Source organism: Acidovorax sp. SRI_002 (assembly GCF_057586455.1).
On sequence record NZ_JBYCZW010000001.1, the window covers coordinates 835,613 to 858,169 of the forward strand.

The following is a 22,557-nucleotide window of genomic DNA, read 5'->3' on the forward strand; positions in this document are numbered from 1 at the left end:
GCAGTGTCACCCTTGCAACCCACCTTGCCTTGCGGTCATCTTTTCATTTCCAAACAAAGCGAGCTCCGGCAGACTGGCACGGCAGGACGGAGGCGACTGGCAACCACCGAGCATCACGTTCATGAAGCACCGACAGCCCCAGCCCCCATCAATACCCATGACCTCACCAGCATGAGCACCAGTATGAACACCGACCGGAGAGTCAACACCGACAGACGCAACGGGCAGGACCGCCGACAAACAGAAAAAGGCCCTCCCAGCAACTACGAACGCAGGCGTGCCGTGGAGGCACGGCAACCGGAATTGACGGAGCTGCATCTGGACGAAGAAGAACTCAAAGCGCTGGGATTTATAAAAACCACATCCATGCCACAAAGCCCGACTTGATATCTGCGGTGCCCCACAAGCGCCTGAAGCCGGTTGCCCAAACCCACAGGGATACACCGTTGCCCCGCTTCAAGTCCGCCACTCAGCAGCGTCCTGTTTCAATCTCCGTGGAGCGCAAGCAGACGGTGCGCCACCATATCCAATGCAGGCCGGGTGTTGCCCTGCTTGTCCGTCCAGACTCTCGGTGTGATGCTGCCCGAAAGCGCGAGTGAATCCCCATCGCGCAGGTGATGAATGGCAGCGCAAACACCCGCCTCAAACGCAATCACATTCACAAAAAGCAACTCGCCATCCGCCGTGTTTGCACGCACCTTGGCCACAGTGAAAGGCTTTCCAGCCTTGTCGGTACGCTGCTCGGAATCACCGTAAAGCCTTCCGGCCACGAGTCCATCGATCATGAAAGTCCTCCGCCCCGGCGGGCCATCACCTGTTTTCGATCAGCACACAGCGCGCTCCCTGGCGGCAAGCCCGCGCAACAAGCCCTAAGAGTGCAGCGGTCAGGAGGCATGGTACAAATCATTCAGGGATACCTCTGAGCGCCCTCTCAAGCAAAAAAGCCCAGAACCTTTCGGTTCTGGGCTTTTGCTATCAATGGTCGGCGTGGCGGGATTCGAACTCGCGACCCCTTGCACCCCATGCAAGTGCGCTACCAGGCTGCGCTACACGCCGACAAGACTTAGATTATATGCACAAAAAACCTCAGTTCAGAGAAAGCAGCGCACGAATCTCAAATAATTCTTTGCGCACCGCATTGGAGTCCAGGGTGAACCCCATCGCCTCGATGGAAAGGTCACGCGCGCTATCCACCAGCATGCTGGGCATCTGGGAATCCAGGCCATCACCATTCAATGCAGCGTCGGTTCCGGAATCATCGCGGGCCGGATGCGCAAGCTCCTGCAGACGATTGCGTGCACCACTGATCGTGAACCCCTGGTCGTACAGCAGATCGCGGATGCGGCGGATCATCAACACCTCATGGTGCTGGTAATAGCGCCGATTGCCGCGCCGCTTCATGGGACGCAACTGCGTGAACTCCTGCTCCCAATAGCGCAAAACATGGGGCTTGACGCCACACAACTCCGCGACCTCACCAATCGTGAAGTAGCGCTTGGCAGGGATGGAAGGAAGCGGGGTGCCCATGGGTTGTGGATTCAAACCGAACAGCCGACTAGCGTACTGCAGACGCGCACAGACCGCCAGCCATCGGCAACATTCTGGTCACAAAAAGCGCACAAATTCACGAGGCAGCGGCCGTCTGGATCTGCTCCTTGAGCTTGCTGCTGGCATGAAACGTCACGACCCGGCGTGCTTTGATCGGAATGGCCTCGCCCGTGCGCGGATTACGACCAGGTCGTGGAGCCTTGGTCCGAATCTGAAAGTTGCCGAAGCCCGACAACTTGACATCCTTGCCCTCCACAAGGCTCTGGGAGATCAGGTCAAAGAACGCATCGATCATGTCCTTGGACTCGCGCTTGTTCAGGCCGATTTGGTCGAACAGCAGATCGGCCAGCTGCGCCTTGGTCAGCGCTGGGGTCTCCAGGCTTTCGACTGCGAATTCGATCATGATTTATCACTCCCTTTGGACATCGTCACATCCGCAGCCGTGCGCCCGCACGCTGCGCCAGCTGTGCGACCACGGCTTGCACCGCCGCCTCGATCTCGGCCTCTGTGAGCGTGGCCTCGTCACGCCCCAGAGTGAGACGCACAGCCAGGCTCTTCTCGCCGGGAGCCAGGCCACCTGCGGGGGTCTCTTCACCGGCACGCAGTGCCTTGGGCCGGTACACGTCAAACAGCACGGCAGACCGCAGCATGCCATCGGGAACGGCCTGCTCCACCGCACCCATGATGTCGGCGTGCGTCACGCGCTCGGCCACCACTACGGCCAGATCACGCTCAACAGCCTGATGCTTGGCCACTGGCTTGAACTGGGGCACTACGCGTTGCAGCACGGCATCGAGCTCCAGCTCGAACATCACAGGCGCCTGTGGCAAATCCCACGACTGGCGCCACTGAGGGTGCAACTCGCCCACAAAACCTATGGCACGCCCATTCACCAGCACGCGCGCACACCGGCCGGGGTGCATGGCAGGATGGGTCGCAGGTTCAAACATGGCCTCCACAGGCGCCAGGAGCGCCTCCACATCGCCCTTCACGTCAAAGAAATCGATAGCCTGCTCTTTGCGGCCCCATTGCAAGGTGTCGTTCGGGCCATACGCCAGGCCTGACACTCGCATAGGCTGATGAAAGCCCTCCACGGTGGTGTCCGTGTTGCGCACACTCGCGTCGCGCAGGAACACGCGGCCCAGTTCGAACACCCGCACACGCTGTGCTTTGCGGTCCAGGTTGAACTTCAAAACTTGTAGCAGAGAACCCAACAAGGTAGAGCGCATCACGCTCATCTGGCTTGCAATGGGGTTCAGCAGCTTGATGGGTTGTGTGTTGGCGGCCAGTTCGTGCTCCCAACGCTCTTCCACAAAACTGAAGTTGATCGTCTCCTGGTACCCCAGGCCTGCCAATGAACGGCGCACCGCAAACGGGCTGCGCGTGGCCTCGGCCGGCAACTTGGGCGTAATGGGCGCCAGCGGTGGGGTGGTGGGGAGGTTGTTGTAACCCACCATGCGCGCCACTTCTTCGATCAGGTCTTCCTCGATCGTGACGTCGAACCGGAACGACGGTGGCGTGACGGTGAGCGTACCCTCGCCCTGCACCACGGGCAGCCCCAGACGCTGCAATGCATCAGCGCATTGCGCCTGGGTGAGGGGCATACCGATGACCTTGGCCGCACGTGCGACACGCAGTGCGACCGGCCGGGGTACCGGCAGATTCACCGCCTGATCATCCATGGGGCCACATACCGTGTCAGGCGTACCGCAGATATCAATCACAAGCTGTGTGATGCGCTCGATGTGCTCCACTGTCAGGCTCGGGTCCACACCCCGCTCAAAGCGATGGCCTGCGTCGGTCGAGAAGTTGAAGCGGCGCGAGCGCCCTGCCACCGCCTTGGGCCACCAGAAGGCGGCCTCGATGTAAATGTGCTGGGTATCGTCGGACACTGCCGTGGCGTCGCCGCCCATGATGCCCGCCAGCGACTCGACTTGGCTGTCGTCGGCGATCACACCCACCTTGTCGTCCACGGTGATGGTGTTGCCGTTGAGCAGCTTGAGCTGTTCACCGGGCTTGCCCCAGCGCACATCCAGGCCGCCGTGGATCTTGTCCAGATCAAAAATGTGAGATGGGCGCCCCAGCTCAAACATCACATAGTTGGAGATATCCACCAACGGCGACACACCACGCTGGCCGCAACGGGCCAGGCGATCCAGCATCCATTGGGGCGTGGCAGCCCGCGTGTTCACGTTGCGCACGATGCGGCCGGAAAAGCGGCCGCACAGGTCAGGAGCGCTCACCTTGACCGGCAACCGGTCGGCAAGCTTGGTAGCAACGGCGGGGAACGAGGGTTGCTGCAGCGGCACCCCGGTCAGTGCGGACACTTCGCGCGCAATCCCATAGACGCTGAGGCAATGCGCCAGGTTGGGCGTGAGCTTGAGGGTGAACAGCGTGTCATCCAAGTTCAAGTGTTCACGGATGTCCTGGCCCACCGGCGCAGAAGCATCGAGTTCGAGCAAACCGCCATGGTCCTCGGACAGCTTGAGTTCGCGCGCCGAGCACAACATGCCCTGGCTTTCCACACCGCGCAGCTTGCCCACCTTGATGAGGAACGGCTTGCCGTCATCACCCGGCGGCAGTTCGGCCCCCACCAGCGCACAAGGCACCTTGATGCCCACACGGGCGTTGGGAGCACCACACACGATATTCAGCAAGGCCCCCTGCCCCACGTCCACTTGGCACACGCGCAAGCGGTCGGCGTCCGGGTGCTGAACGGCTTCCTTGATTTCGCCGACCACAATTTTCGTGAAAGGCGGCGCCACGGGCCGCAATTCTTCAACTTCCAGACCCGCCATGGTCAGCGTGTCGGCCAGTTCTTGGGTGGTCAGCGGTGGGTTGCAAAATTCGCGCAACCAGGACTCAGGGAATTGCATAGTGAAGAGATTCTTTGGCGTTTGCTCTGAAAAAAATAGCTGCTTGCGCTTGTCTGTTCTTTATTTCAATGTCAAAAGGCGATGAAACCCATTGAAATCAAGCGCTAGCAGCTCACTTTTTTGCTTTATTGGAACTGCGACAGGAAACGAATGTCGCCGTCGAAGAACAGGCGCAGGTCGTTCACGCCATAGCGCAACATGGTCAGGCGGTCCGGTCCCATGCCAAAGGCAAAGCCGATGTACTTTTCGGGGTCGAGGCCCATGTTGCGCACCACGTTGGGGTGCACCTGGCCCGAGCCAGCCACCTCCAGCCAACGGCCGGCCAATGGGCCCGTCTGGAACTGGATGTCGATCTCGGCGCTGGGCTCCGTGAAGGGGAAGAAGCTGGGACGGAAGCGCAGCACGAGGTCGTCACTCTCGAAGAACGTGCGGCAAAAATCCGTGAAGATGACCTTCAGATCCTTGAAACTCACGTTTTCGCCAACCCACAGGCCTTCGCACTGGTGGAACATGGGCGAGTGCGTGGCGTCACTGTCCACCCGGTAGGTGCGGCCCGGCGCAATGACGCGGATCTCGGGCATCGCCTGGCCGGCATCCAGCGCGGCACGGTGCTTTTTGACATGCTGCACCGCGTGGCGGATCTGCATGGGGCTGGTGTGCGTGCGCAGCAGGTTGGGGGCAGTGGCAGTGCCGCCCTCGACATAAAACGTGTCATGCATGGACCGCGCAGGGTGGTCTTCCGGCGTATTCAATGCGGTGAAGTTGAACCAGTCGGTTTCGATCTCGGGGCCTTCGGCGACGTCAAAACCCATGGAGCCAAAGATGCCCTGGATGCGTTCAAGCGTGAGGGACACCGGGTGAAGACCACCCTGCCCGCGCTGGCGGCCTGGCAGGCTCACATCCAATGCCTCGGCCTTGAGCTGAAGCTGCAATTCTGCGTCGGCCAGCGCCTGGCGCCGTGCGGTCAGTGCGGCTTCAATGGCTTGCTTGGCCACATTGATGGCTGCGCCACGGGATTTTTTTTCCTCGACGGACAGCTGCGCCATGCCCTTCATCAGCTCGGTCACGCGGCCCGACTTGCCCAGAAACTGCGCCTTGGCGTTTTCCAGATCAGCGGGGGTGGCGCTTTGGGCAAACAGTTGCGTCGCGCTCTCGACCAGGGAATCCAACTCGTTCATACGACTCTTTATCGCTCGTGAAAAATAAACAAGGGCTAGCGCCTTTTCAAGCTCTAGCCCTTGCTGTTATTGCGCAAGCAGCTATCAGAACGATAGCCGCTCATCGTGATCTCAAGCAGCCAGCTTGGCCTTGACTTGGTTCACGATGCTGCCAAAGGCAGCCTTGTCGTGCACGGCGAGGTCGGCCAGCATCTTGCGGTCGATCTCGATGGATGCCTTCTTCAGGCCGTTGGCGAACTGGCTGTAGGTCAGGCCCAGTTCACGGGCAGCGGCGTTGATACGGGCGATCCACAACTGGCGGAACACGCGCTTCTTGGTGCGGCGGTCACGGTAGGCATATTGCCCAGCCTTCATTACCGCCTGTTTGGCGATACGGTAGACATTACCGCGGCGACCACGGAAGCCCTTGGCAAGGGCGAGAACTTTCTTGTGACGGGCACGGGCCGTTACACCACGTTTGACGCGAGGCATGTATGTACTCCTTGTTCGTCGTTATTAAAGGCCAGCACTGGGCAGCATTTGTGCGATCGAGCCCATGTTGGTCTCATGCACAGCAACTGCACCACGCAGGTGGCGCTTGTTCTTGGTGGTCTTCTTGGTCAAGATGTGACGTTTGAAGGCTTGACCGCGCTTGACGGTGCCACCGGGACGAACGCGGAAACGTTTTTTCGCGCTGCTCTTGGTCTTCATTTTGGGCATGTGAATGCTCCTTTTGTTTGTGCTCGTGAGGCGTTTGCAAACCGATCTGCAAACTTGTTGGCCCCGAGCCACTTTTATCGAAGGGTTCGCACCCTTCGCTCAGCAGTGCCGAAACACTGCCTTTTTGAACCCTGCTCCGGTAAAGGAGCAGCATTCAAAATCTCATACCAACCCGCACAACTTCAGGCTGCGGTGCCCGTTGCCGGAGCAACCTCTGCTGCTGGCTTGGCGCCAGCAGGCTTTTTCTTGCCCGGGGCAATCATCATGATCATCTGGCGGCCTTCCAGCTTGGGAAACTGCTCGATGATGATGCTGTCTGCCAACTCGTCACGAATCCGGTTCAGCAAAGCCAAGCCCAGTTCCTGGTGCGTGATTTCGCGCCCCCGGAATCGCAGCGTGATCTTGCATTTGTCGCCATCCGCCAGAAAACGGCGGATGTTGCGCATCTTGATGTTGTAGTCGCCATCGTCCGTGCCCGGACGGAACTTGACTTCCTTGATCTCAATGACCGTTTGCTTGGCTTTGGCTTCCGCCGCACGCTTTTGCTCTTGGTACTTGAACTTGCCGTAGTCCATGAGGCGGCACACTGGAGGGTTCGCCGTAGCGGCGATTTCCACCAGATCCACATCCAACTCGCCCGCCATGCGCAGGGCTTCCATCAGACTGACAACCCCCAAAGGCTCGTTATCAGGACCCGAAAGACGGACCTCCGGAGCCATGATTTCACGGTTCAGGCGGTGCTTGCGCTCTTCACGGTGGCGACGATCACGAAATTCAGTAGCGATGGCTATCTTCCTTCAATCAAAATACTACAAACTTTGTAGCTACAACCGTACACATGGCAGGCGCCGAAGCATGTTTTCACTAAAAATCAGGCTTTGGTGGCAATGTCTTGGGCGATCAGCTCAGCGAACGCTTCAACAGACATCACGCCGAGGTCACGATTGCCCCGGCCGCGCACTGCGACGGCTCCTGCGGCCTTTTCCTTGTCGCCCGCGACAAGGATGTACGGCAGCTTTTGCAACGAATGCTCGCGTATTTTATACGTAATCTTTTCGTTGCGCAGATCGACCGCCACCCTAAGGTCTTGATTCGGAAGTGCTTTTTGCAGTTTTGCGGCAATTTCGCGACAGTAATCGGCCTGTGCGTCGGTGATGTTGAGTACCGCAACCTGCACCGGAGCGAGCCAGACCGGGAACGCCCCGGCATAGTGTTCGATCAGCATGCCAATGAACCGTTCCATGCTGCCCACGGTTGCACGGTGCAGCATCAGTGGGCGCTTGCGGCTGCCGTCTTCGGCCACGTATTCGGCGTCCAGACGCTCGGGAAGGTTGGGGTCGATCTGCATCGTGCCGCACTGCCATTGACGGCCCAGCGCGTCCTTGAGCGTGTACTCGATCTTCGGACCATAGAACGCACCTTCGCCTTCGGCAATCTCGAACTCGCAACCCGAATGGCGCAGGCCATCCATCAGCGCCTTCTCCGCGCGGTCCCACGACTCGTCCGTGCCAATGCGTGCCTCAGGCCGTGTGGCCACCTTGTAGATGATGTCGGTAAAGCCAAAGTCCTTGTAGACCTTCTGCACCAGCGCCGTGTAGTTGGCACACTCTTCCAGCACCTGCTCTTCCGTACAGAAAATGTGCCCGTCATCCTGCGTGAAGCCGCGCACGCGCATGATGCCGTGCAGGCCGCCCGTAGGCTCATTGCGGTGGCAGGCACCGAACTCGCCGTAGCGCAATGGCAGGTCGCGGTAGCTCTTGATTCCCTGCTTGTAGATCAGGATGTGGCCGGGGCAGTTCATCGGCTTGAGCGCGTACTCGCGCTTTTCCGACTCGGTCGTGAACATGTTGTCGCGGTACTTGTCCCAGTGGCCCGTTTTCTCCCACAGGCTCTTGTCCAGGATCTGCGGACCCTTCACCTCCTGGTAGCCGTTATTGCGATAGACGCGGCGCATATACTGCTCCACCTCTTGCCACAAAGCCCAGCCCTTGGGGTGCCAGAACACGGTGCCAGGCGAATGCTCATCCATGTGGAACAGGTCCAGTTCACGCCCCAGCTTGCGGTGGTCGCGCTTTTCGGCCTCTTCCAGCATGGTGAGGTACTGCTGCAGTTCTTCTTTGGAAGTCCAGGCCGTGCCATAAATACGCTGCAGCATCTCGTTGCGGTGGTCGCCACGCCAGTAGGCGCCCGCTACCTTCATGAGCTTGAAGAACTTCAGCTTGCCCGTGCTGGGCACATGGGGGCCACGGCATAGGTCTTCGAAATTGCCTTCACGGTACAGGCTCACGTCTTCATTGCTGGGGATGCTCGCAATGATCTCAGCCTTGTAGTGCTCGCCCAGGCCCTTGAAATAGGCCACGGCCTCGTCGCGCGGCAGAACGCGGCGTACCACGGGCTCGTCCTTGGCGGCGAGTTCGACCATGCGCTTTTCGATGGCCACCAGGTCCTCAGGCGTGAAGGGGCGCTTGTACGCAAAGTCGTAGAAGAAACCGTTCTCGATCACCGGGCCGATGGTCACCTGGGCTTCCGGGAACAGCTCCTTGACGGCGTAGGCCAGCAAGTGGGCTGTGGAGTGGCGAATGACCCCCAGGCCATCGACATCCTTGGCCGTGATGATGGACAGTGGGCTGTCGGCCGTGATCTGGTAACTGGTGTCCACCACCTTGCCGTCAATCTTGCCGGCCAGAGCCGCCTTGGCCAGACCGGTGCCGATAGAGGCCGCCACTTCGGCCACCGTGACAGGACCCGGGAATTCGCGCTGCGAGCCATCAGGAAGCGTGATGTGAATCATGGGAGTAACTCTTTCTTTTCAATCAGTGCAATGGATGCGGGCACGCGCCAGGCCCAGAAACAAAAAAGCGCGGAACGGGTCCGCGCTTTCTGGATGAGGAGTGCAATCTCGTGCAGGCGCGAACAGCCAGCCTTAACGGCCAGTCAACATCTCCGATGTAGTTCGCGGTGTCATAACCAGATTGCCTTTCTCGCTCTTGTAAGTGGAATTTTTGGCATTTTACCCCCGCCCCGGGATCGATTGCCCAGACAACGCGCTTGCGCACATCATCAAAGACATTTCGCTTACACAACTGGAGCACCCATGAACACTCCCGCCCCATGAGCAAAACTGTGCGATGATTTTTGGCGGTAGTCAATCTGGCAACCACAGTCGGTGCGTCGAAATGTGAGAAAGTCCTGCACTGGGGCGTCACCAAGCCAGGCGCCCCGGTAACACGGGCGTCAAGCAACAGCACCTCGCTAGCACCGATTGCGCAGCCACACCCCAAGGCAGCACTTCGGTACATCCCATCACACTGGCTCGTAGCTGATCTTCGGCCAGGATCGGCTTTATGAGAATGTTTATGCACCCTGAGATTTCCGTTGTCATCCCTGTCTATTGTGAAGAAGCTGGCATCCGCTTCACCTTGCGGGAGGTCGAGAAATTCCTGGCTGTGTCAGCCTCCACCTGGGAAATCGTGGTGGTGGATGATGGGTCCAAAGACAACACATGGAATGAAATTACCGCCATCTCTCAAACCATGGCCCGGTTGCGGGGTCTGCGCCTGAGTCGCAATTTTGGCAAGGAAGCGGCGGTGTCGGCGGGCCTGGAGGCGGCACGAGGCAAGGCGGTGATCATCATGGACGGCGACATGCAGCACCCTCCTTCCCTGCTCCCGACCATGATCGAAACTTGGCGCACTGGCGAGTTCGACATCGTGGAAGCGGTCAAAACCAGCCGGGGCGACGAATCCAGCCTCTCTGCTGCACGGGCAAAACTGTTTTATCTCATTTTGCGGGCGTTCTCCGGCCACGACTTGAACGGCGCGTCCGACTACAAACTGCTTGATCAACGGGTCATCGAGGCGTATCGCACGATGAAAGAACGCAACGTCTTCTTTCGCGGCATGATCAGCTGGATGGGGTTCCGGTCTACGCAGATCCCCTTCGAGGTGGAGCCCCGCATCGCTGGAGATTCGGGATGGTCTGTCTTTGGCCTGATTCGCCTTGCGGCCGTTGCCGTCACAAGTTTCAGCACTTTTCCACTGCACCTGATCACAATCTTTGGTGTGCTCTTCTTCGCATTTTCCGTCATGCTGGGGATGCACACGGTGTACATGAAGTTGTCGGGAGCGGCGATCAACGGCTTTACCACCGTCATCTTGCTGCTACTGATCATCGGCAGCTCACTGATGATTGGCCTCGGAATCATCGGGGAGTATCTCGCGCGCATCTATGACGAGGTCAAACAACGACCCCGCTACATCGTCTCCCAGAAGCTGCCTCTGAACCAACCCGACAACCCCGCCAGCCCTTGATCCGGCAACGCAGGCCGCACGCCTGAGCGCTCCATGTCGCACTGACCCTTCTTTCTCCACCACGCGGGGGTCACGGCACCGCTATTTCACATTCACCATTGCCCTCATGCCCTCCTTTTCCAAACTGCTTCGCTATGGCGTTGTGGGTGTTATCGGTGCCGTAGTGCACATGTCCACCCTGTTCCTGCTGGTGGAGCTTGGCTTAACAGGGCCGGTCGTTGCCACCACCACAGGGTTTGTATTTGCACTGCTGATCTCCTACGGAATGAACAGGATCTGGACCTTTGGATACGTTGGCAGCTACTGGGCTTCGCTGATCAGGTACTGCATCGTGTCGCTGATCGGCCTGGGGCTGAACATCCTCATCATCAAGCTGTTCACGGATTTTCTGGGCCTGTGGTACGGCTGGGGGGCGTTTGTAGCTGTGGGCGCCGTGGCACTGAACAATTTCCTTCTCAACAACGCCTGGACCTTCACGCACAAGACCTCGGACATGCCCTAAACAAGCTCTGGCAACGGCCCATCACACCCCGCGCAACAGGGGTCTTGGGCTCTCTTGCCCTTCGAGGAACAGGGCGCAGCCCCCAGCAACAAGACGATCAAAAAGGTAGACATGCAGACAGCCGCTTTGATGACCCGCCAGCGAACATCAAGCTACTGGATAGCGCTGATCTTTGTCGCCATCCTGGGGGCCATACAGGTCTACTTCTTTGACATTACATTCCACGGCCCTGACCAGATCCGTGACGTGGAAATTGCACGCAGACTGATCCATCACCAGGAATGGCCGCTCAATGGTCCTCCGCTGTTCGGGGAACGTTTCAACCTGCCGCCAGGTTTTTACTACCTGCTCGCCCTGCCCCTTCTGATCAGGGACACCGAGGCTGCGATCTTCATCACATTCGGCGCACTGTTTGCGCTGTCGGTCTGGTATCTGCTCCGCGTCATCCACGCACAGTTGGGTTCCAGATGTGCACTTGCCTATGCAGTGCTGGCATTCCCCGTCTTTGCGTCTTTCTACACCCACAGCGCCTGGAATCCTGCTCTGGTGATGACATTGAGCAATGTGGTCCTGGGGTTGTTCATCAGCCTTGCGCAACAGCACCGTCACGATGGGCTGTTGCTTCCGCTGGCGGCATTCCTGCTTGTACAAATCCACCCCTCTGCAGCGCCATTGTTGCTGGGCCTGGGAGCCTACGCACTGCTGAACTACCAGGTTCTCCTGAACCGTAGAACGCTGGCTTCCCTGCTCCTCATTGCAGGGATGGCAGCCGTGTGGGGAAGCCAATCAGGGGCCGTCTCGAAGCTGTTGTCGCCCGCGCCTGCGTCGGCCGCCACAGCCTCCGGCCATGGCTGGCTCAGCAATCTGTTGGACATGGACAAATGGCGTGACGTTTTCCTGATGCCCTACAGCGCCATTGAGAGTATCCACCCGGCCATCAGTGGACTGGGCGCACTGACGGCCTTTCACCTGACTCTGATGCTGGGAGGGGTGTTGCTGGGCATCGTCTTTGCAGCAAAAGAGCGGACCCTCCGCTGGATATTGCTCACCACGGTGCTGTGGTTCATCGTTTCCATGGCTTTTCTAAGCCAGGGCGCTTTTTGGCACCTGGACGTGGTGCACCCGTGGCTTGCAGTATTGGCGGCCCATGGTTTGGCGCGCGCCAGCGAAAAAGCGTCACTTTCGACCGGGCACTTCAATGCCCTAGCCGCAACATCCTTGGTCCTCGTTGTCGTCGCCCATCTGAACCTTTACCTTCAGTTCGAGAAAAGGGGCAAATACGATCTCCTGCTCGCATCGCTGTTTTTCCCCAAACTGGAACCCCTGGAATACAAGATTCCGGGGTACACATTCAAGTACCTGCATGCGATGCGCGACGGCCTGTCGAGCCGAGGGATTTGCCAGGACCAAGTCATCGGCCTGGACCCCATGGTGATGAGCAACGCCGTCAACCGGACGCTCGACGCGCCTTGCCCCTCTCCGGCTACGACGGGGCAGGTTTCGCAGACCCTTTATTTCATCGCCAACGATCAGGATGCACTCCGGTTCGACTTCACCAAAGGCTTGCAGGCCATGACCACAGTGGGCGCCAGCGCGATTTATGCAGTCCGCAACACTGGTGCGCTGGTCAATGGCAAGGCAGAAAACAATGTCCTGTCCAACAAAAAGATGGACTACATGACCTTCCTGCCAGCACGATTCGCAGAAGGCCTGACCCTCACCCTCCCGCCTGCGCCAGAAACCATCGTGCGTGTTGCCTTGCGGTGCGGCAGGGACTACCCCATCGAACAACAGGCCCATTGGAAGGTCCAGGGCGCCGAGTACAAAAAGCCCCTGACCACCGCGCACGCCCGGTACCTTGGTTCCAACTACTACGATCTGGAATGGACACTGACCATGCCCGCAAGCCAAGCCTACGGCGCCACCATTTCGTCGACGCTGGGCCCACTGGATTGCGACGTTTCGGCAATTACCCGTCCCATCACTGTGCACTGACGGGGCGAACTCCCCGGAAAGACCACGCAAAGCCCATGTGCGCGTACCGCCCGGCCCCGATGCGTCCAACACCAGACGAAAAAGAGAGACGGAAAAAAGCCACCCCAAGGGGTGGCTTTTTTTCTTGCTGTATCCCCATCCCCCGTACGGGGGATTTCAGATCAGTGGAACTGCTCTTCTTCGGTCGAACCCGTCAGGGCCTTCACAGAGGACGAGCCGCCCTGGATCACCGTGGTCACGTCGTCGAAGTAGCCTGCGCCCACTTCCTGCTGGTGCGACACGAAGGTGTAGCCCTTTTCGCGTGCTGCGAATTCTGGCTCTTGCACCATCTCGGTGTAGTGCTTCATGCCTTCGCCTTGAGCGTATGCATGGGCGAACTGGAACGTGTTGAACCAGTTGATATGGATACCGGCCAGCGTGATGAACTGGTACTTGTAGCCCAGGGCCGACAGGTCTTCCTGGAACGAAGCGATCTGCTTGTCGTTGAGGTTCTTCTTCCAGTTGAACGAGGGCGAGCAGTTGTACGACAGCAGCTTGCCGGGGCAGGCGGCGTGCACAGCTTGCGCAAATTCACGGGCGAAGCCGATGTCTGGCACGCCGGTTTCGCACCACACCAGATCGGCGTAGGGGGCGTAGGCCACGCCACGGCTGATGGCTTGCTCCAGGCCGTTCTTGACGCGGTAGAAGCCTTCTTGCGTGCGCTCGCCAGTCAGGAAGGGCTTGTCGTTGGCGTCGTGGTCGGACGTGATCAGGTTGGCTGCTTCAGCGTCGGTACGGGCCAGAACGATGGTGGACACGCCCATTACGTCGGCCGCGAAACGTGCGGAGATCAGCTTTTCGCAGGCTTCTTGCGTAGGCACCAGCACCTTGCCCCCCATGTGGCCGCACTTCTTCACCGCGGCCAGCTGGTCTTCAAAGTGAACACCGGCAGCGCCCGACTGGATCATGTTCTTCATCAGTTCGAACGCGTTCAGCACGCCGCCGAAACCGGCTTCAGCGTCAGCCACGATAGGCAGGAAGTAGTCGATGAATTCCTTGTCGCCGGGGTTGATGCCGCGGCCCCACTGGATTTCGTCAGCGCGCTTGAAGGTGTTGTTGATGCGGCGAACCATGGTGGGCACCGAGTCGTAGGCGTACAGCGACTGGTCGGGATACATGGTTTCGCTGGTGTTGCCATCAGCGGCCACTTGCCAGCCCGACAGGTACACGGCTTCGAGGCCTGCCTTGGCTTGCTGCATGGCCTGACCGGCGGAGATGGCGCCGAACGCGTTGACGTAGCCCTTCTTGGCGCCGCCGTTGATCTTGTCCCACAGCTTTTCAGCGCCGCGCTTGGCCAGCGTGTGCTCAATGGGCAACGAGCCGCGCAGACGCACCACGTCGGCAGCGGAGTAGCCGCGCTTCACGCCCTTCCAGCGGGGGTTGGTCGCCCAGTCTTTTTCCAGGGCGGCAATTTGCTGTTCGCGGCTCAGTTGTTCGTTGAGGGATTGGGGCATGAGATCACTCCAGAGGTTGGTTGAAAACGCCGGGCTGCTTGTGCCGCCCTTGGAGACAACTTTAAGTCTTCTATAAGACTTGTGCAAGCTCTTATGTCTTATAGAAGAGATAAATTTTCTCTTTGAAAAACAACAACTTAACCACAGCATTTCTCAATACAGAAATTGATTTCTCATATCGAGAAAAAATGCTGCAATGCAACATCTATCGTATTCCACATTGAGGAATCAAAATTCCGTATTACAAAAAACAAAGATCGTCATTCACAACACGGCCGAAGGCGGCGCTTGCAGCCAGTCCCCCCCGGCAATCCGGGGTGCAGAGACTACATACCGGGGATTGATCTCATAGACCAGGCAAGGCACGCCCTGCCCGCCCACATCAACCACGATCTCGCGCTTCACATACTCGTCACTGGGGGTCGCCCCCAGGTCCTCGATCTCGTCCAGTACAGCTTCCAGCGCTGGCTCGATGGCATACACCTCCCCGTGCACCACCCCCAGGGGCCCGCCCAACGCCATGCCGGGATAGGCCCCCAGGTGGTAGAGCACCCCAGGCACCTGGGCGGCCCCCATGAATCTTGGCGCCGGGCGAAGGCGGGTGATGTCATTGGATCCGCCGCGCCGCAAGGTGCCATAGACAAAGACGTGGCGTGCAGGGCTGGCGGGCGGGGTTTCGTCGGGCATGATGCGCACCTCCTTTTCGTTGAGCGATCACCAGTCTAGTGAACACCACTCCCAGCCGCCCCTTTGCCTACCTGTGCCTGGCCCTCAGCATGGCGCTGGTGGGCAGCTACGTGGCGCTGTCCAAACCGCTGGCCGCCGTGCTGCCGGTTTTTCTGCTCGCATGGATGCGTTTTGGCATTGGTGGCATAGCCATGCTGCATTGGCTCCGCAAACCTGTGGATGAGCCACCCCTCGCCCCACAAACCCGGCGGCTGTTGTTTCTACAGTCGTTTCTGGGCAATTTCCTGTTCACCATCTGCATGATCTATGGCGTGAGCCTCACCGATGCGGTCACGGCCGGAGTGACCCTGGCCGCGATTCCCGCCGCGGTGGCGGTGATGGGCTGGCTCTTTTTGCGCGAACGCGTGGCGCCACGCACCTGGGCCGCCGTGGTCTGTGCCGTGGCGGGTATTGCCTTGTATTCGCTATCAAAACAAGAGCATTCAGCGCATATTGGACAAGCGCCAGGCACCCAAAATACTCAAAACCTTGCATGGTTGGGGCCCTTGCTGCTGCTGGGCGCGGTGGTGTGCGAAGCTGCTTACACGGTGATCGGCAAGAAGCTCACCAGCAGTCTGGGCCCCAAGCGCATCACCTCGCTCATCAACCTGTGGGGCTTTGTGCTGTCCACTCCGTTCGGGCTGTACGCCGCCTGGCATTTTGACTTTGCCGCCGTAGGCTGGGGCACCTGGACGCTGCTGGTGTTCTACGCGCTGGCTGCCTGCGTGTGGACGGTGTGGCTCTGGATGACCGGGCTCAAGGCCGTGCCGGCTGCTCAGGGCGGCGTCTTCTCGGTCATGTTGCCAGTGAGCGCGGCCCTGGTCGGCGTGCTGGTGCTGGGCGAATCACTGACCGTCTGGCAATGGGCGGCGTTTGCCATCGCGCTGGCCAGCATGCTGCTGGCCACCCTGCCCTCACGCACAGCGCTGCGTGTCGGCCGACGCAACAATCAAGCAGGGTGACGATAGCCCGACCGCGATCGCTACGCAGCCAAGGGCTGTGTGCTGACCACGATGCCATCCGCATCGGCATACAGCCAGTCGCCCGGCCGCACCCAGACCCCCTGGATCTGCACGGCCACATCGCGCTGCCCCTCGCCACGGCGCTCGGTGGGCAATGGCATCAACCCCAGCGCACGAAGGCCGACGGCTGCGGCGTTCAGTTCGGCCACGTCACGCACGCAGCCATCCACCACCAGGCCGGCCCAGCCATTGCGCGCAGCGGCAGCCGCCAGATTGCCACCCACCAGCGCGCGGCGCAGCGATCCACCCCCATCCACCACCAGCACGCGGCCCTCACCCGGTGACTCCACAGCAGCCTTGACCTGCGTGTTGTCCTCATGGCACTTGACGGTGCTCACGGGGCCCGCAAACGCGGCCACACCGCCAAAACTCTGGAAAACGGGGGGCAAAACGCGGAAAGACCCGCTCATATCACCCTTGTGCTCGTCGCAAAAATCACAGGTGCTGAAGGGAGTGGAGGAAGGTGCAGCAGTCATGTTTCGTAAGCCTTTCAGGCGGAATGAACAACAGGGAAAGCGGCTAGGAGGCTGCGCAGCAGAAGGAACATCGGCTGCAACGTGCGATAAACCGGTCTCGCGCGGTACTACCTCCTGCGCCCAGGGGTCCCCCTGGGCTTGTCGGTAGCACCGCGCGATCCCCGGTTTTCGCGCGTTTCGCTTCGACGCATTCTGCCGCGAAGCCTCCTAGCGCCGGGCCACGCAGGTTGCCCCGCATTGTCATACAGCCCCAGGGGCAGGCCCTCAAACGCGGCCCGCGCAGGCCGCTTTGTCAAGGCAGGAGCGCAGCGTGGGCAACTTATTGGCCTGCACGCGGCACCACGGCTACAAATCGAGGCAAAAAAAGCCGTTTCTCCCTTGGAAACGCGTTTTTTTCCCAGTAGCATCAGCCTGCCAGTGGGAAAGCCTAGTTTTCGCTGGTGAAAATTTACTTCCAACAAGGAAAACCCAACATGGCAACTGCAAAAAAAGCTCCGGCAAAAACAGCCCCCGCAGCCAAGACGGCTGCTGCCCCCGCCAAGAAGCGCACCCCCAACGCTGCTTTCATGAAAGCGCTCACGCCCAGCCCCGCGCTGGCCGCCGTGGTGGGCTCGGCACCGCTGCCACGCACGGAGATCATCAGCAAGCTGTGGGTCTACATCAAGGCCAACAACCTGCAGGACGCCACCAACAAGCGCAACATCAACGCCGATGCCAAGCTCAAGGAGCTGTTCGGCAAGCCCCAGGTCTCGATGTTTGAGCTGGCTGGCCTGATTGGCAAGCACGTCAAATAATCCCCGCACCTGGTGCACCAAAGAAGCCGGCTCAGCCGGCTTTTTTTCGCCTGTACTCCGGCAGACTGTGGTGCATTAACATCAATGCAAATGAGAATGACCCGCATTTGATGTAACATAATGAAGCAAGTCGAAGCACAGCCATGTTGACCTAGCCACTGCCTCTCGCCTGCGCCTGGCGCCCCGCGCGCCATCAGCACATCCCCACCGACGGAGGCCATCTTGGCAAAACCACGCGCTCAGCGCCGCAGCTCCGTGCTGCGCCCACAACAATCTTCTCCTTCCTTCGTGTCCACCACACCGCGCGGCCTGTCGTCCGACAAGGCCCTGCTCCCGCTGGGCGCACTCATGTTGGCTGCCTCTGTGGGCGCCATGGCACAGACCACCACCCCCGAGAAAACGCTGGCCCCTGTGGTCGTCAAAGAACGTGCCGAAGCCCCCGAGGGCAAAGACAGCGTGCGCGCCACCGAGACCACCATTGGCAAGGGCAAGCAGCAGCTGCGTGACATTCCACAGTCCGTCACCGTGGTCACCGAACGCCTGATCGACGACCGCAACCTCGACACCGTCAAGGAAGCCCTGAAGAACACCGCCGGTATCACCTTCCTGGCGGCCGAAGGCGGCGAGGAAGACATCCGCCTGCGCGGCTTTGCGCTGCAAAGCACGGGCGACATGTTCATCGACGGCATGCGCGACCCCGCGTTCTACGACCGCGACACCTTCAACCTGGACCGCGTCGAACTGCTGCGCGGCTCGGCCTCGATGCTGTTCGGCCGGGGCTCCACCGGCGGCGCGGTCAACCAGGTGAGCAAGGCCCCGCGCCTTATCGATTCGCACCAGGTCGACCTGACCCTGGGCAGCCACCAATACCGCCGCATCACGGGCGACTTCAACATCCTCACCGGCGAAAACGCTGCCCTGCGCCTGAACGCGATGAGCACCACGGCCGACAACAACGGCTCGGGCAGCAGCATCGAGAAGAAGGGCATTGCCGGCACCTACGCCTTTGGCATCGGAACGCGCGACGAGTTCTCCGTGAGCCTGTACCACCTGGACAACAAGAACGGCATGAACTACGGCATGCCCTGGATCCGCCGCAGCGCAGGCTCGCCCGCCAGCGACACCACGCTGCTGCCGCTGGACCCCAAGGCCTACTACGGCGCCGCCAGCGACTACAACGCCGGCAGTGCAAGCTTTGCCACGCTGGGCCACATCCACCGCTTTGACGGCGATGCCGAGCTCAAGACGCAACTGCGCGTGGGCCGCTTCGAGCGTGACCAGCGCGCCGGCGCCATCCGCCTGGCAGCGGCCGCCCAGCAACCCGGCGGCGTGGCTGCCACGCTGGAGAACTTCGGCCCGGCCACGCGCCTGACGCGCGGCACGCACCTGAAGATCCAGGACATGGACACGGTGCACCTGCAAAGCGACTTCAGCAAGAAATTTGAAGCCCTGGGCTACAAGCACGAATTGCTGGCAGGTGCAGACTTTTCCCACGAAAAGAAGACCGTGTACGGCGCACGCACTGCAGCGCAAGGGGGCGTCAATATCACGAAACCGCCAACCACCGTGGGCACACCGAACGACGGCGTCGGCGTGGACGAGTCCCTGCGCGTGCTGCGCGACACCAGCAACTTTGAAGCCAAGGGCTTTGGCATCTATGCCCAAGACCTGATCCAGATCGCTCCGCACTGGAAGCTGCTGGCCGGCCTGCGCTACGACAACATGGACGGCCGCTACAACACGTTCGGCATTCCTGCCGATGCGCCAGGCCCCGTCACCACCACCAGCTACCGCCAGAAGATTTCCGAGTGGAGCAAGCGTGCAGGCGTGCTGTACCAGCCCAACGACCTGCAGTCGTACCACTTCTCGTACGGCACGTCGTTCAACACCTCGGGCGACACGTATTCGTACAGCGCCCAGACGGTGAACACACCGCCCGAAGCCAGCCGCAACATCGAAATCGGCGCCAAGCTGGACTCGGCCGACAAGCGCTTCACCACACGACTGGCCGTGTTCCACTCCACCAAGTACCGTGAGCGCAACACCGACCCCGACCTGAACATCGCCGTACTGTCGGGCAAGCGCCACGCCGCGGGTGCCGAGATCGACATCACCGGCCGCTTGACGTCCAAGTGGGAGATCTATGGCTCGTACATGTGGATGCCCAGCGCAAAGATCGACATCGGTGCTGAAGGCGCCGAAGGCCAGGGCACACGCCCCTCGCTCACGCCCCGCCACAGCGGCACGGTGTGGACCACCTACCAGATCACACCCGAACTGCGCGTGGGTGGCGGCCTGAACTTCCGCAGCTCGCAAACCCCCAACCGCAACCCCGGCTGGGAAGTGCCCGGCTACGTGACCGCCGACCTGATGGCCGAATACGCCATCAACGAGCGCTACACGATCAAGGCCAATCTGAGCAACGTGACGAACAAGCTCTACGCCGACTCGATCTACAGCGGCCACTACATTCCGGGCGCGGGCCGCGTCTTCCAGGTCACGGCCAGCATGAAGTTCTGACAGGGCTCGCGCAGACATAGATGGCCACCTGCAGTTCCAAGGGGCAGGCAGGTGGCGAACCTCTGTTTTGCGCGAGTTATGTCTGACCTACGTCACAACGTTTCTTCAAGGTATTTGCCGCCCCCTTACCGGGGCGGCTTTTTTGCTTTACAACCCCCGCCATGCTCCTCACGCTCCCCGATCTTCTCTCGCCGCATGACCTGCAGACCGCCCGCCAGCTGCTGCGCAACGCCCCCTGGGCCGATGGCAAGGACAGTGCGGGCACGCAGGCGCGCCAGGCCAAGAACAATGAACAGTTGCCCCGCGACTGCGAGGCTGCGCAGCGCATTTCAGCCCTGGTGATGGCGTCGCTGGACCGCAGTGCGCTGTTCCTGACTGCCACACTGCCCAAGCGCGTCTTCCCCCCGCGCATCAACCGCTACGGCGGCGGCGCCAACCACTACGGCGACCATGTGGACAGCGCCGTGCGCCAGATGGCGGACCGGCGCGAACGCCTGCGCACCGACATCTCGTGCACCGTGTTTCTGTCCGAGCCCGACGAATACGACGGCGGCGAGCTCTGCATCGACGACACCTTTGGTGAGCAACGCGTCAAGCTGCCTGCAGGCCACGCGGTGATCTACCCCGGCACCAGCGTGCACCAGGTGAGCCCCGTGACCCGGGGGCACCGTATGGCCTGTTTCTTCTGGGTTGAAAGCATGGTGCGCAGCGACGAGCAGCGGCGCCTGCTCTACAACATGGACATGGCCCTGCTGCGCCTGCGGCAGGAGCACGGCGAATCGCCAGAGACCGTGGCCCTGACGGGCACGTACCACAACCTGCTGCGTATGTGGGCGGATACGTGAGCCATCCTGCCTCCGATCCCCGCACCGTCCTGCCGCCTGGTATCGTGAACCTGGCGGACCACGAAACCCATGCCGCCACCCACCTGGAGCCTGGAGCCTGGGCCTATTTCAACGGGGCTGCGGCCGACGAGATCACGCTGGCTGCCAACCGCCATGCCTGGGACCGGATGGGTCTGCTGCCCCGCGTGCTGCGCCCGCTGGCGGGCGGGCACACGCGGGTGGAACTGCTCGGCCGCACGCTGGCCCACCCCATCCTGCTGGCCCCCGTGGCCTACCAGAGCATGGCCCACTCCGATGGCGAACTGGGCGCCGCCTATGCCGCAGCCGCCCTGGGCGCAGGCATGGTGCTGAGCACCCAGGCAAGCACCCGGCTGGAGGCCGTGGCCAATGCCATCCGGGACGACGCGGGGCGAGGGCCATTGTGGTTTCAGCTGTACCTGCAGCACGACCGAGACTTCACCCGCGAACTGGTCGAACGGGCCGAGCGCGCGGGCTACGAAGCCCTGGTACTGACGGTAGACGCCCCCTGCCATGGCGCACGCGACCGCGAGCGCCGTGCCGGGTTCCGCCTTCCGACCGGCATCACCGCCGTCAACCTGCTGGGCATGCTGCCGGCGCCGGAAGTCCCGCTCGCCCCCGGCCAAAGCGCACTGTTCGACGGCCTTCTGCACCACGCCCCCACCTGGGCCGATGTGCAGTGGCTGCAGTCCATCACCCGGCTGCCCGTGCTGCTGAAAGGCGTGCTGCACCCCGACGACGCCCGCGAGGCCACCAACCTGGGCGTGGCGGGGATCATCGTCTCCAACCATGGTGGGCGCACGCTGGACACCACGCCCGCCACCGCCACCCAGCTGCCGCACGTGGTCGAGGCAGTCCGCGCGGTGAGCCCAGCGATGCCTGTGCTGGTGGACGGAGGCATCCGGCGCGGCACCGACGTGCTCAAGGCCATGGCCTTGGGAGCCAGCGCCGTGCTGGTGGGGCGCCCCGCCGTCCACGGCCTGGCCAATGCCGGCGCGGCTGGCGTGGCCCACGTGCTGCGTCTGCTGCGCGATGAGCTGGAGATCGCCATGGCGCTCACCGGCTGTGCCACCCTGGCCGACGCGTCCCCGGCGCTGCTGGTGCCGCGTTGAGGACCTGCTCGCTCCGTGGGCCTTGTCCCCGTTGCGGGAAATGATTTATTGCAAATGCGATAGATTCGTATTTATAATCACATCACCTTCAACAGCCAGCCACACTGCCTGCCGCCATGATCGTCTGTGTTTGCCGCCGGATTTCCGACCGTGAGATTGCCCGCCACGCACGTGCAGGCATGAGCTTTGACGAAATCCAGTTCGAACTGGGCGTGGCCACCCAATGCGGGTGCTGCGAAAGCTGCGCCCGGGATGTGGTGGCGCAGTGCAGTGCATCGAGTCCGGTGGCCGCCCTGCACAATGAGGTAGCGCCGAAAACGATCCAGCTTGCCAGCTCCATCCTGGAAAGCAAGTCATGGAACTCCTCTCTACACTCGCAGGCAGCCTGATCCTCGTCGCAGGCTCGGCCTGGTGGATCTTTCGCAAATAATCGAGGTCTTTTA

At 60.8% G+C, this 22,557-nt stretch carries 22 protein-coding genes and 1 tRNA gene; 10 read left to right on the top strand and 13 right to left on the bottom strand.

All coding sequences use genetic code 11. The features are described 5' to 3' along the window. Window positions 1-183 precede the first annotated feature (183 nt). Window positions 184-387: a hypothetical protein gene (locus tag AC2YJX_RS03750; RefSeq protein ID WP_082437674.1), complete on the top strand. Its 204-nt coding sequence runs from the start codon at window positions 184-186 to the stop codon at window positions 385-387. A 98-nt stretch (window positions 388-485) separates the two neighbouring features. On the opposite strand, the gene AC2YJX_RS03755 is transcribed toward AC2YJX_RS03750, so the two are convergent. The 10 genes from AC2YJX_RS03755 to thrS form a co-directional block, all read right to left on the bottom strand. Beyond that, window positions 486-785: a single-stranded DNA-binding protein gene (locus AC2YJX_RS03755; RefSeq protein ID WP_055402674.1), complete on the bottom strand. Its 300-nt coding sequence runs from the start codon at window positions 783-785 to the stop codon at window positions 486-488. A 194-nt stretch (window positions 786-979) separates the two neighbouring features. Beyond that, a tRNA-Pro gene (locus AC2YJX_RS03760) sits at window positions 980-1,056 on the bottom strand. Window positions 1,057-1,086: 30 nt separating this feature from the next. After that, window positions 1,087-1,527, bottom strand: coding sequence for a MerR family transcriptional regulator (locus AC2YJX_RS03765; RefSeq protein WP_055402676.1), 441 nt, complete (start codon window positions 1,525-1,527; stop codon window positions 1,087-1,089). A gap of 97 nt (window positions 1,528-1,624) precedes the next feature. After that, window positions 1,625-1,951: an integration host factor subunit alpha gene (locus tag AC2YJX_RS03770; RefSeq protein ID WP_035198379.1), complete on the bottom strand. Its 327-nt coding sequence runs from the start codon at window positions 1,949-1,951 to the stop codon at window positions 1,625-1,627. 25 nt (window positions 1,952-1,976) lie between these two features. Beyond that, window positions 1,977-4,424 carry a phenylalanine--tRNA ligase subunit beta gene (gene pheT, locus AC2YJX_RS03775; protein ID WP_121506059.1) on the bottom strand — a complete coding sequence of 816 codons (2,448 nt, stop codon included), beginning with the start codon at window positions 4,422-4,424 and terminating at the stop codon, window positions 1,977-1,979. A gap of 125 nt (window positions 4,425-4,549) precedes the next feature. Continuing rightward, complete coding sequence (pheS, locus tag AC2YJX_RS03780) at window positions 4,550-5,602, bottom strand: phenylalanine--tRNA ligase subunit alpha (RefSeq protein ID WP_228897934.1); 1,053 nt, start codon at window positions 5,600-5,602, stop codon at window positions 4,550-4,552. A 111-nt stretch (window positions 5,603-5,713) separates the two neighbouring features. After that, window positions 5,714-6,073: a 50S ribosomal protein L20 gene (gene rplT / locus AC2YJX_RS03785; RefSeq protein ID WP_121420463.1), complete on the bottom strand. Its 360-nt coding sequence runs from the start codon at window positions 6,071-6,073 to the stop codon at window positions 5,714-5,716. Window positions 6,074-6,097: 24 nt separating this feature from the next. Further along, the gene (rpmI, locus tag AC2YJX_RS03790; RefSeq protein WP_055402683.1) at window positions 6,098-6,301 is read right to left on the bottom strand and encodes a 50S ribosomal protein L35; all 204 of its coding nucleotides are present in this window, start codon (window positions 6,299-6,301) and stop codon (window positions 6,098-6,100) included. 182 nt (window positions 6,302-6,483) lie between these two features. After that, window positions 6,484-7,092, bottom strand: a complete 609-nt coding sequence (gene infC / locus AC2YJX_RS03795) for a translation initiation factor IF-3 (protein ID WP_082437675.1) — start codon at window positions 7,090-7,092, stop codon at window positions 6,484-6,486. A gap of 80 nt (window positions 7,093-7,172) precedes the next feature. Then, complete coding sequence (thrS, locus tag AC2YJX_RS03800) at window positions 7,173-9,092, bottom strand: threonine--tRNA ligase (RefSeq protein WP_487255306.1); 1,920 nt, start codon at window positions 9,090-9,092, stop codon at window positions 7,173-7,175. A 565-nt stretch (window positions 9,093-9,657) separates the two neighbouring features. Between thrS and AC2YJX_RS03805 the strand changes: the two genes are divergently transcribed. The 3 genes from AC2YJX_RS03805 (at window position 9,658) to AC2YJX_RS03815 (ending at window position 13,108) form a co-directional block, all read left to right on the top strand. Further along, window positions 9,658-10,611, top strand: coding sequence for a glycosyltransferase family 2 protein (locus AC2YJX_RS03805; RefSeq protein WP_228897930.1), 954 nt, complete (start codon window positions 9,658-9,660; stop codon window positions 10,609-10,611). 106 nt (window positions 10,612-10,717) lie between these two features. Beyond that, complete coding sequence (locus tag AC2YJX_RS03810; protein WP_055402691.1) at window positions 10,718-11,113, top strand: GtrA family protein; 396 nt, start codon at window positions 10,718-10,720, stop codon at window positions 11,111-11,113. A gap of 111 nt (window positions 11,114-11,224) precedes the next feature. Further along, on the top strand, window positions 11,225-13,108 hold the full coding sequence (locus AC2YJX_RS03815; protein ID WP_487255307.1) for a hypothetical protein: 1,884 nt from the start codon (window positions 11,225-11,227) through the stop codon (window positions 13,106-13,108). Window positions 13,109-13,269: 161 nt separating this feature from the next. Here the strand turns inward: AC2YJX_RS03815 and aceA are convergent, their stop codons facing one another. Both aceA and AC2YJX_RS03825 read right to left on the bottom strand, forming a co-directional pair. Further along, window positions 13,270-14,601 carry an isocitrate lyase gene (gene aceA, locus AC2YJX_RS03820; protein WP_055402695.1) on the bottom strand — a complete coding sequence of 444 codons (1,332 nt, stop codon included), beginning with the start codon at window positions 14,599-14,601 and terminating at the stop codon, window positions 13,270-13,272. Between the two features lie 264 nt (window positions 14,602-14,865). Beyond that, window positions 14,866-15,288, bottom strand: a complete 423-nt coding sequence (locus AC2YJX_RS03825; RefSeq protein WP_055402715.1) for a gamma-glutamylcyclotransferase family protein — start codon at window positions 15,286-15,288, stop codon at window positions 14,866-14,868. Between the two features lie 38 nt (window positions 15,289-15,326). On the opposite strand from AC2YJX_RS03825, the gene AC2YJX_RS03830 reads away from it, so the two are divergent. Next, window positions 15,327-16,289, top strand: coding sequence for a DMT family transporter (locus AC2YJX_RS03830; protein WP_487255308.1), 963 nt, complete (start codon window positions 15,327-15,329; stop codon window positions 16,287-16,289). A gap of 20 nt (window positions 16,290-16,309) precedes the next feature. Here the strand turns inward: AC2YJX_RS03830 and rraA are convergent, their stop codons facing one another. Continuing rightward, entirely contained in the window at window positions 16,310-16,825 is a 516-nt protein-coding gene (gene rraA / locus AC2YJX_RS03835) for a ribonuclease E activity regulator RraA (RefSeq protein ID WP_218300103.1), read from the bottom strand. A 473-nt stretch (window positions 16,826-17,298) separates the two neighbouring features. Here rraA and AC2YJX_RS03840 point away from each other — a divergent pair, with 473 nt between their 5' ends. From AC2YJX_RS03840 to AC2YJX_RS03860, 5 genes are all read left to right on the top strand, one after another. Beyond that, entirely contained in the window at window positions 17,299-17,619 is a 321-nt protein-coding gene (locus AC2YJX_RS03840; protein ID WP_055402700.1) for an SWIB/MDM2 domain-containing protein, read from the top strand. Window positions 17,620-17,967: 348 nt separating this feature from the next. Next, entirely contained in the window at window positions 17,968-20,139 is a 2,172-nt protein-coding gene (locus AC2YJX_RS03845; RefSeq protein WP_487255420.1) for a TonB-dependent receptor, read from the top strand. Window positions 20,140-20,300: 161 nt separating this feature from the next. After that, window positions 20,301-20,984, top strand: coding sequence for a Fe2+-dependent dioxygenase (locus tag AC2YJX_RS03850; protein ID WP_426304430.1), 684 nt, complete (start codon window positions 20,301-20,303; stop codon window positions 20,982-20,984). Further along, a complete protein-coding gene (locus AC2YJX_RS03855; protein ID WP_487255309.1) occupies window positions 20,981-22,114 on the top strand; it encodes an alpha-hydroxy acid oxidase in 1,134 nt (377 codons plus the stop codon). Before AC2YJX_RS03850 ends, AC2YJX_RS03855 begins: the two co-directional genes overlap by 4 nt. Window positions 22,115-22,230: 116 nt before the next feature. Further along, window positions 22,231-22,503: a (2Fe-2S)-binding protein gene (locus AC2YJX_RS03860; RefSeq protein WP_487255310.1), complete on the top strand. Its 273-nt coding sequence runs from the start codon at window positions 22,231-22,233 to the stop codon at window positions 22,501-22,503. Window positions 22,504-22,557 lie beyond the last annotated feature (54 nt).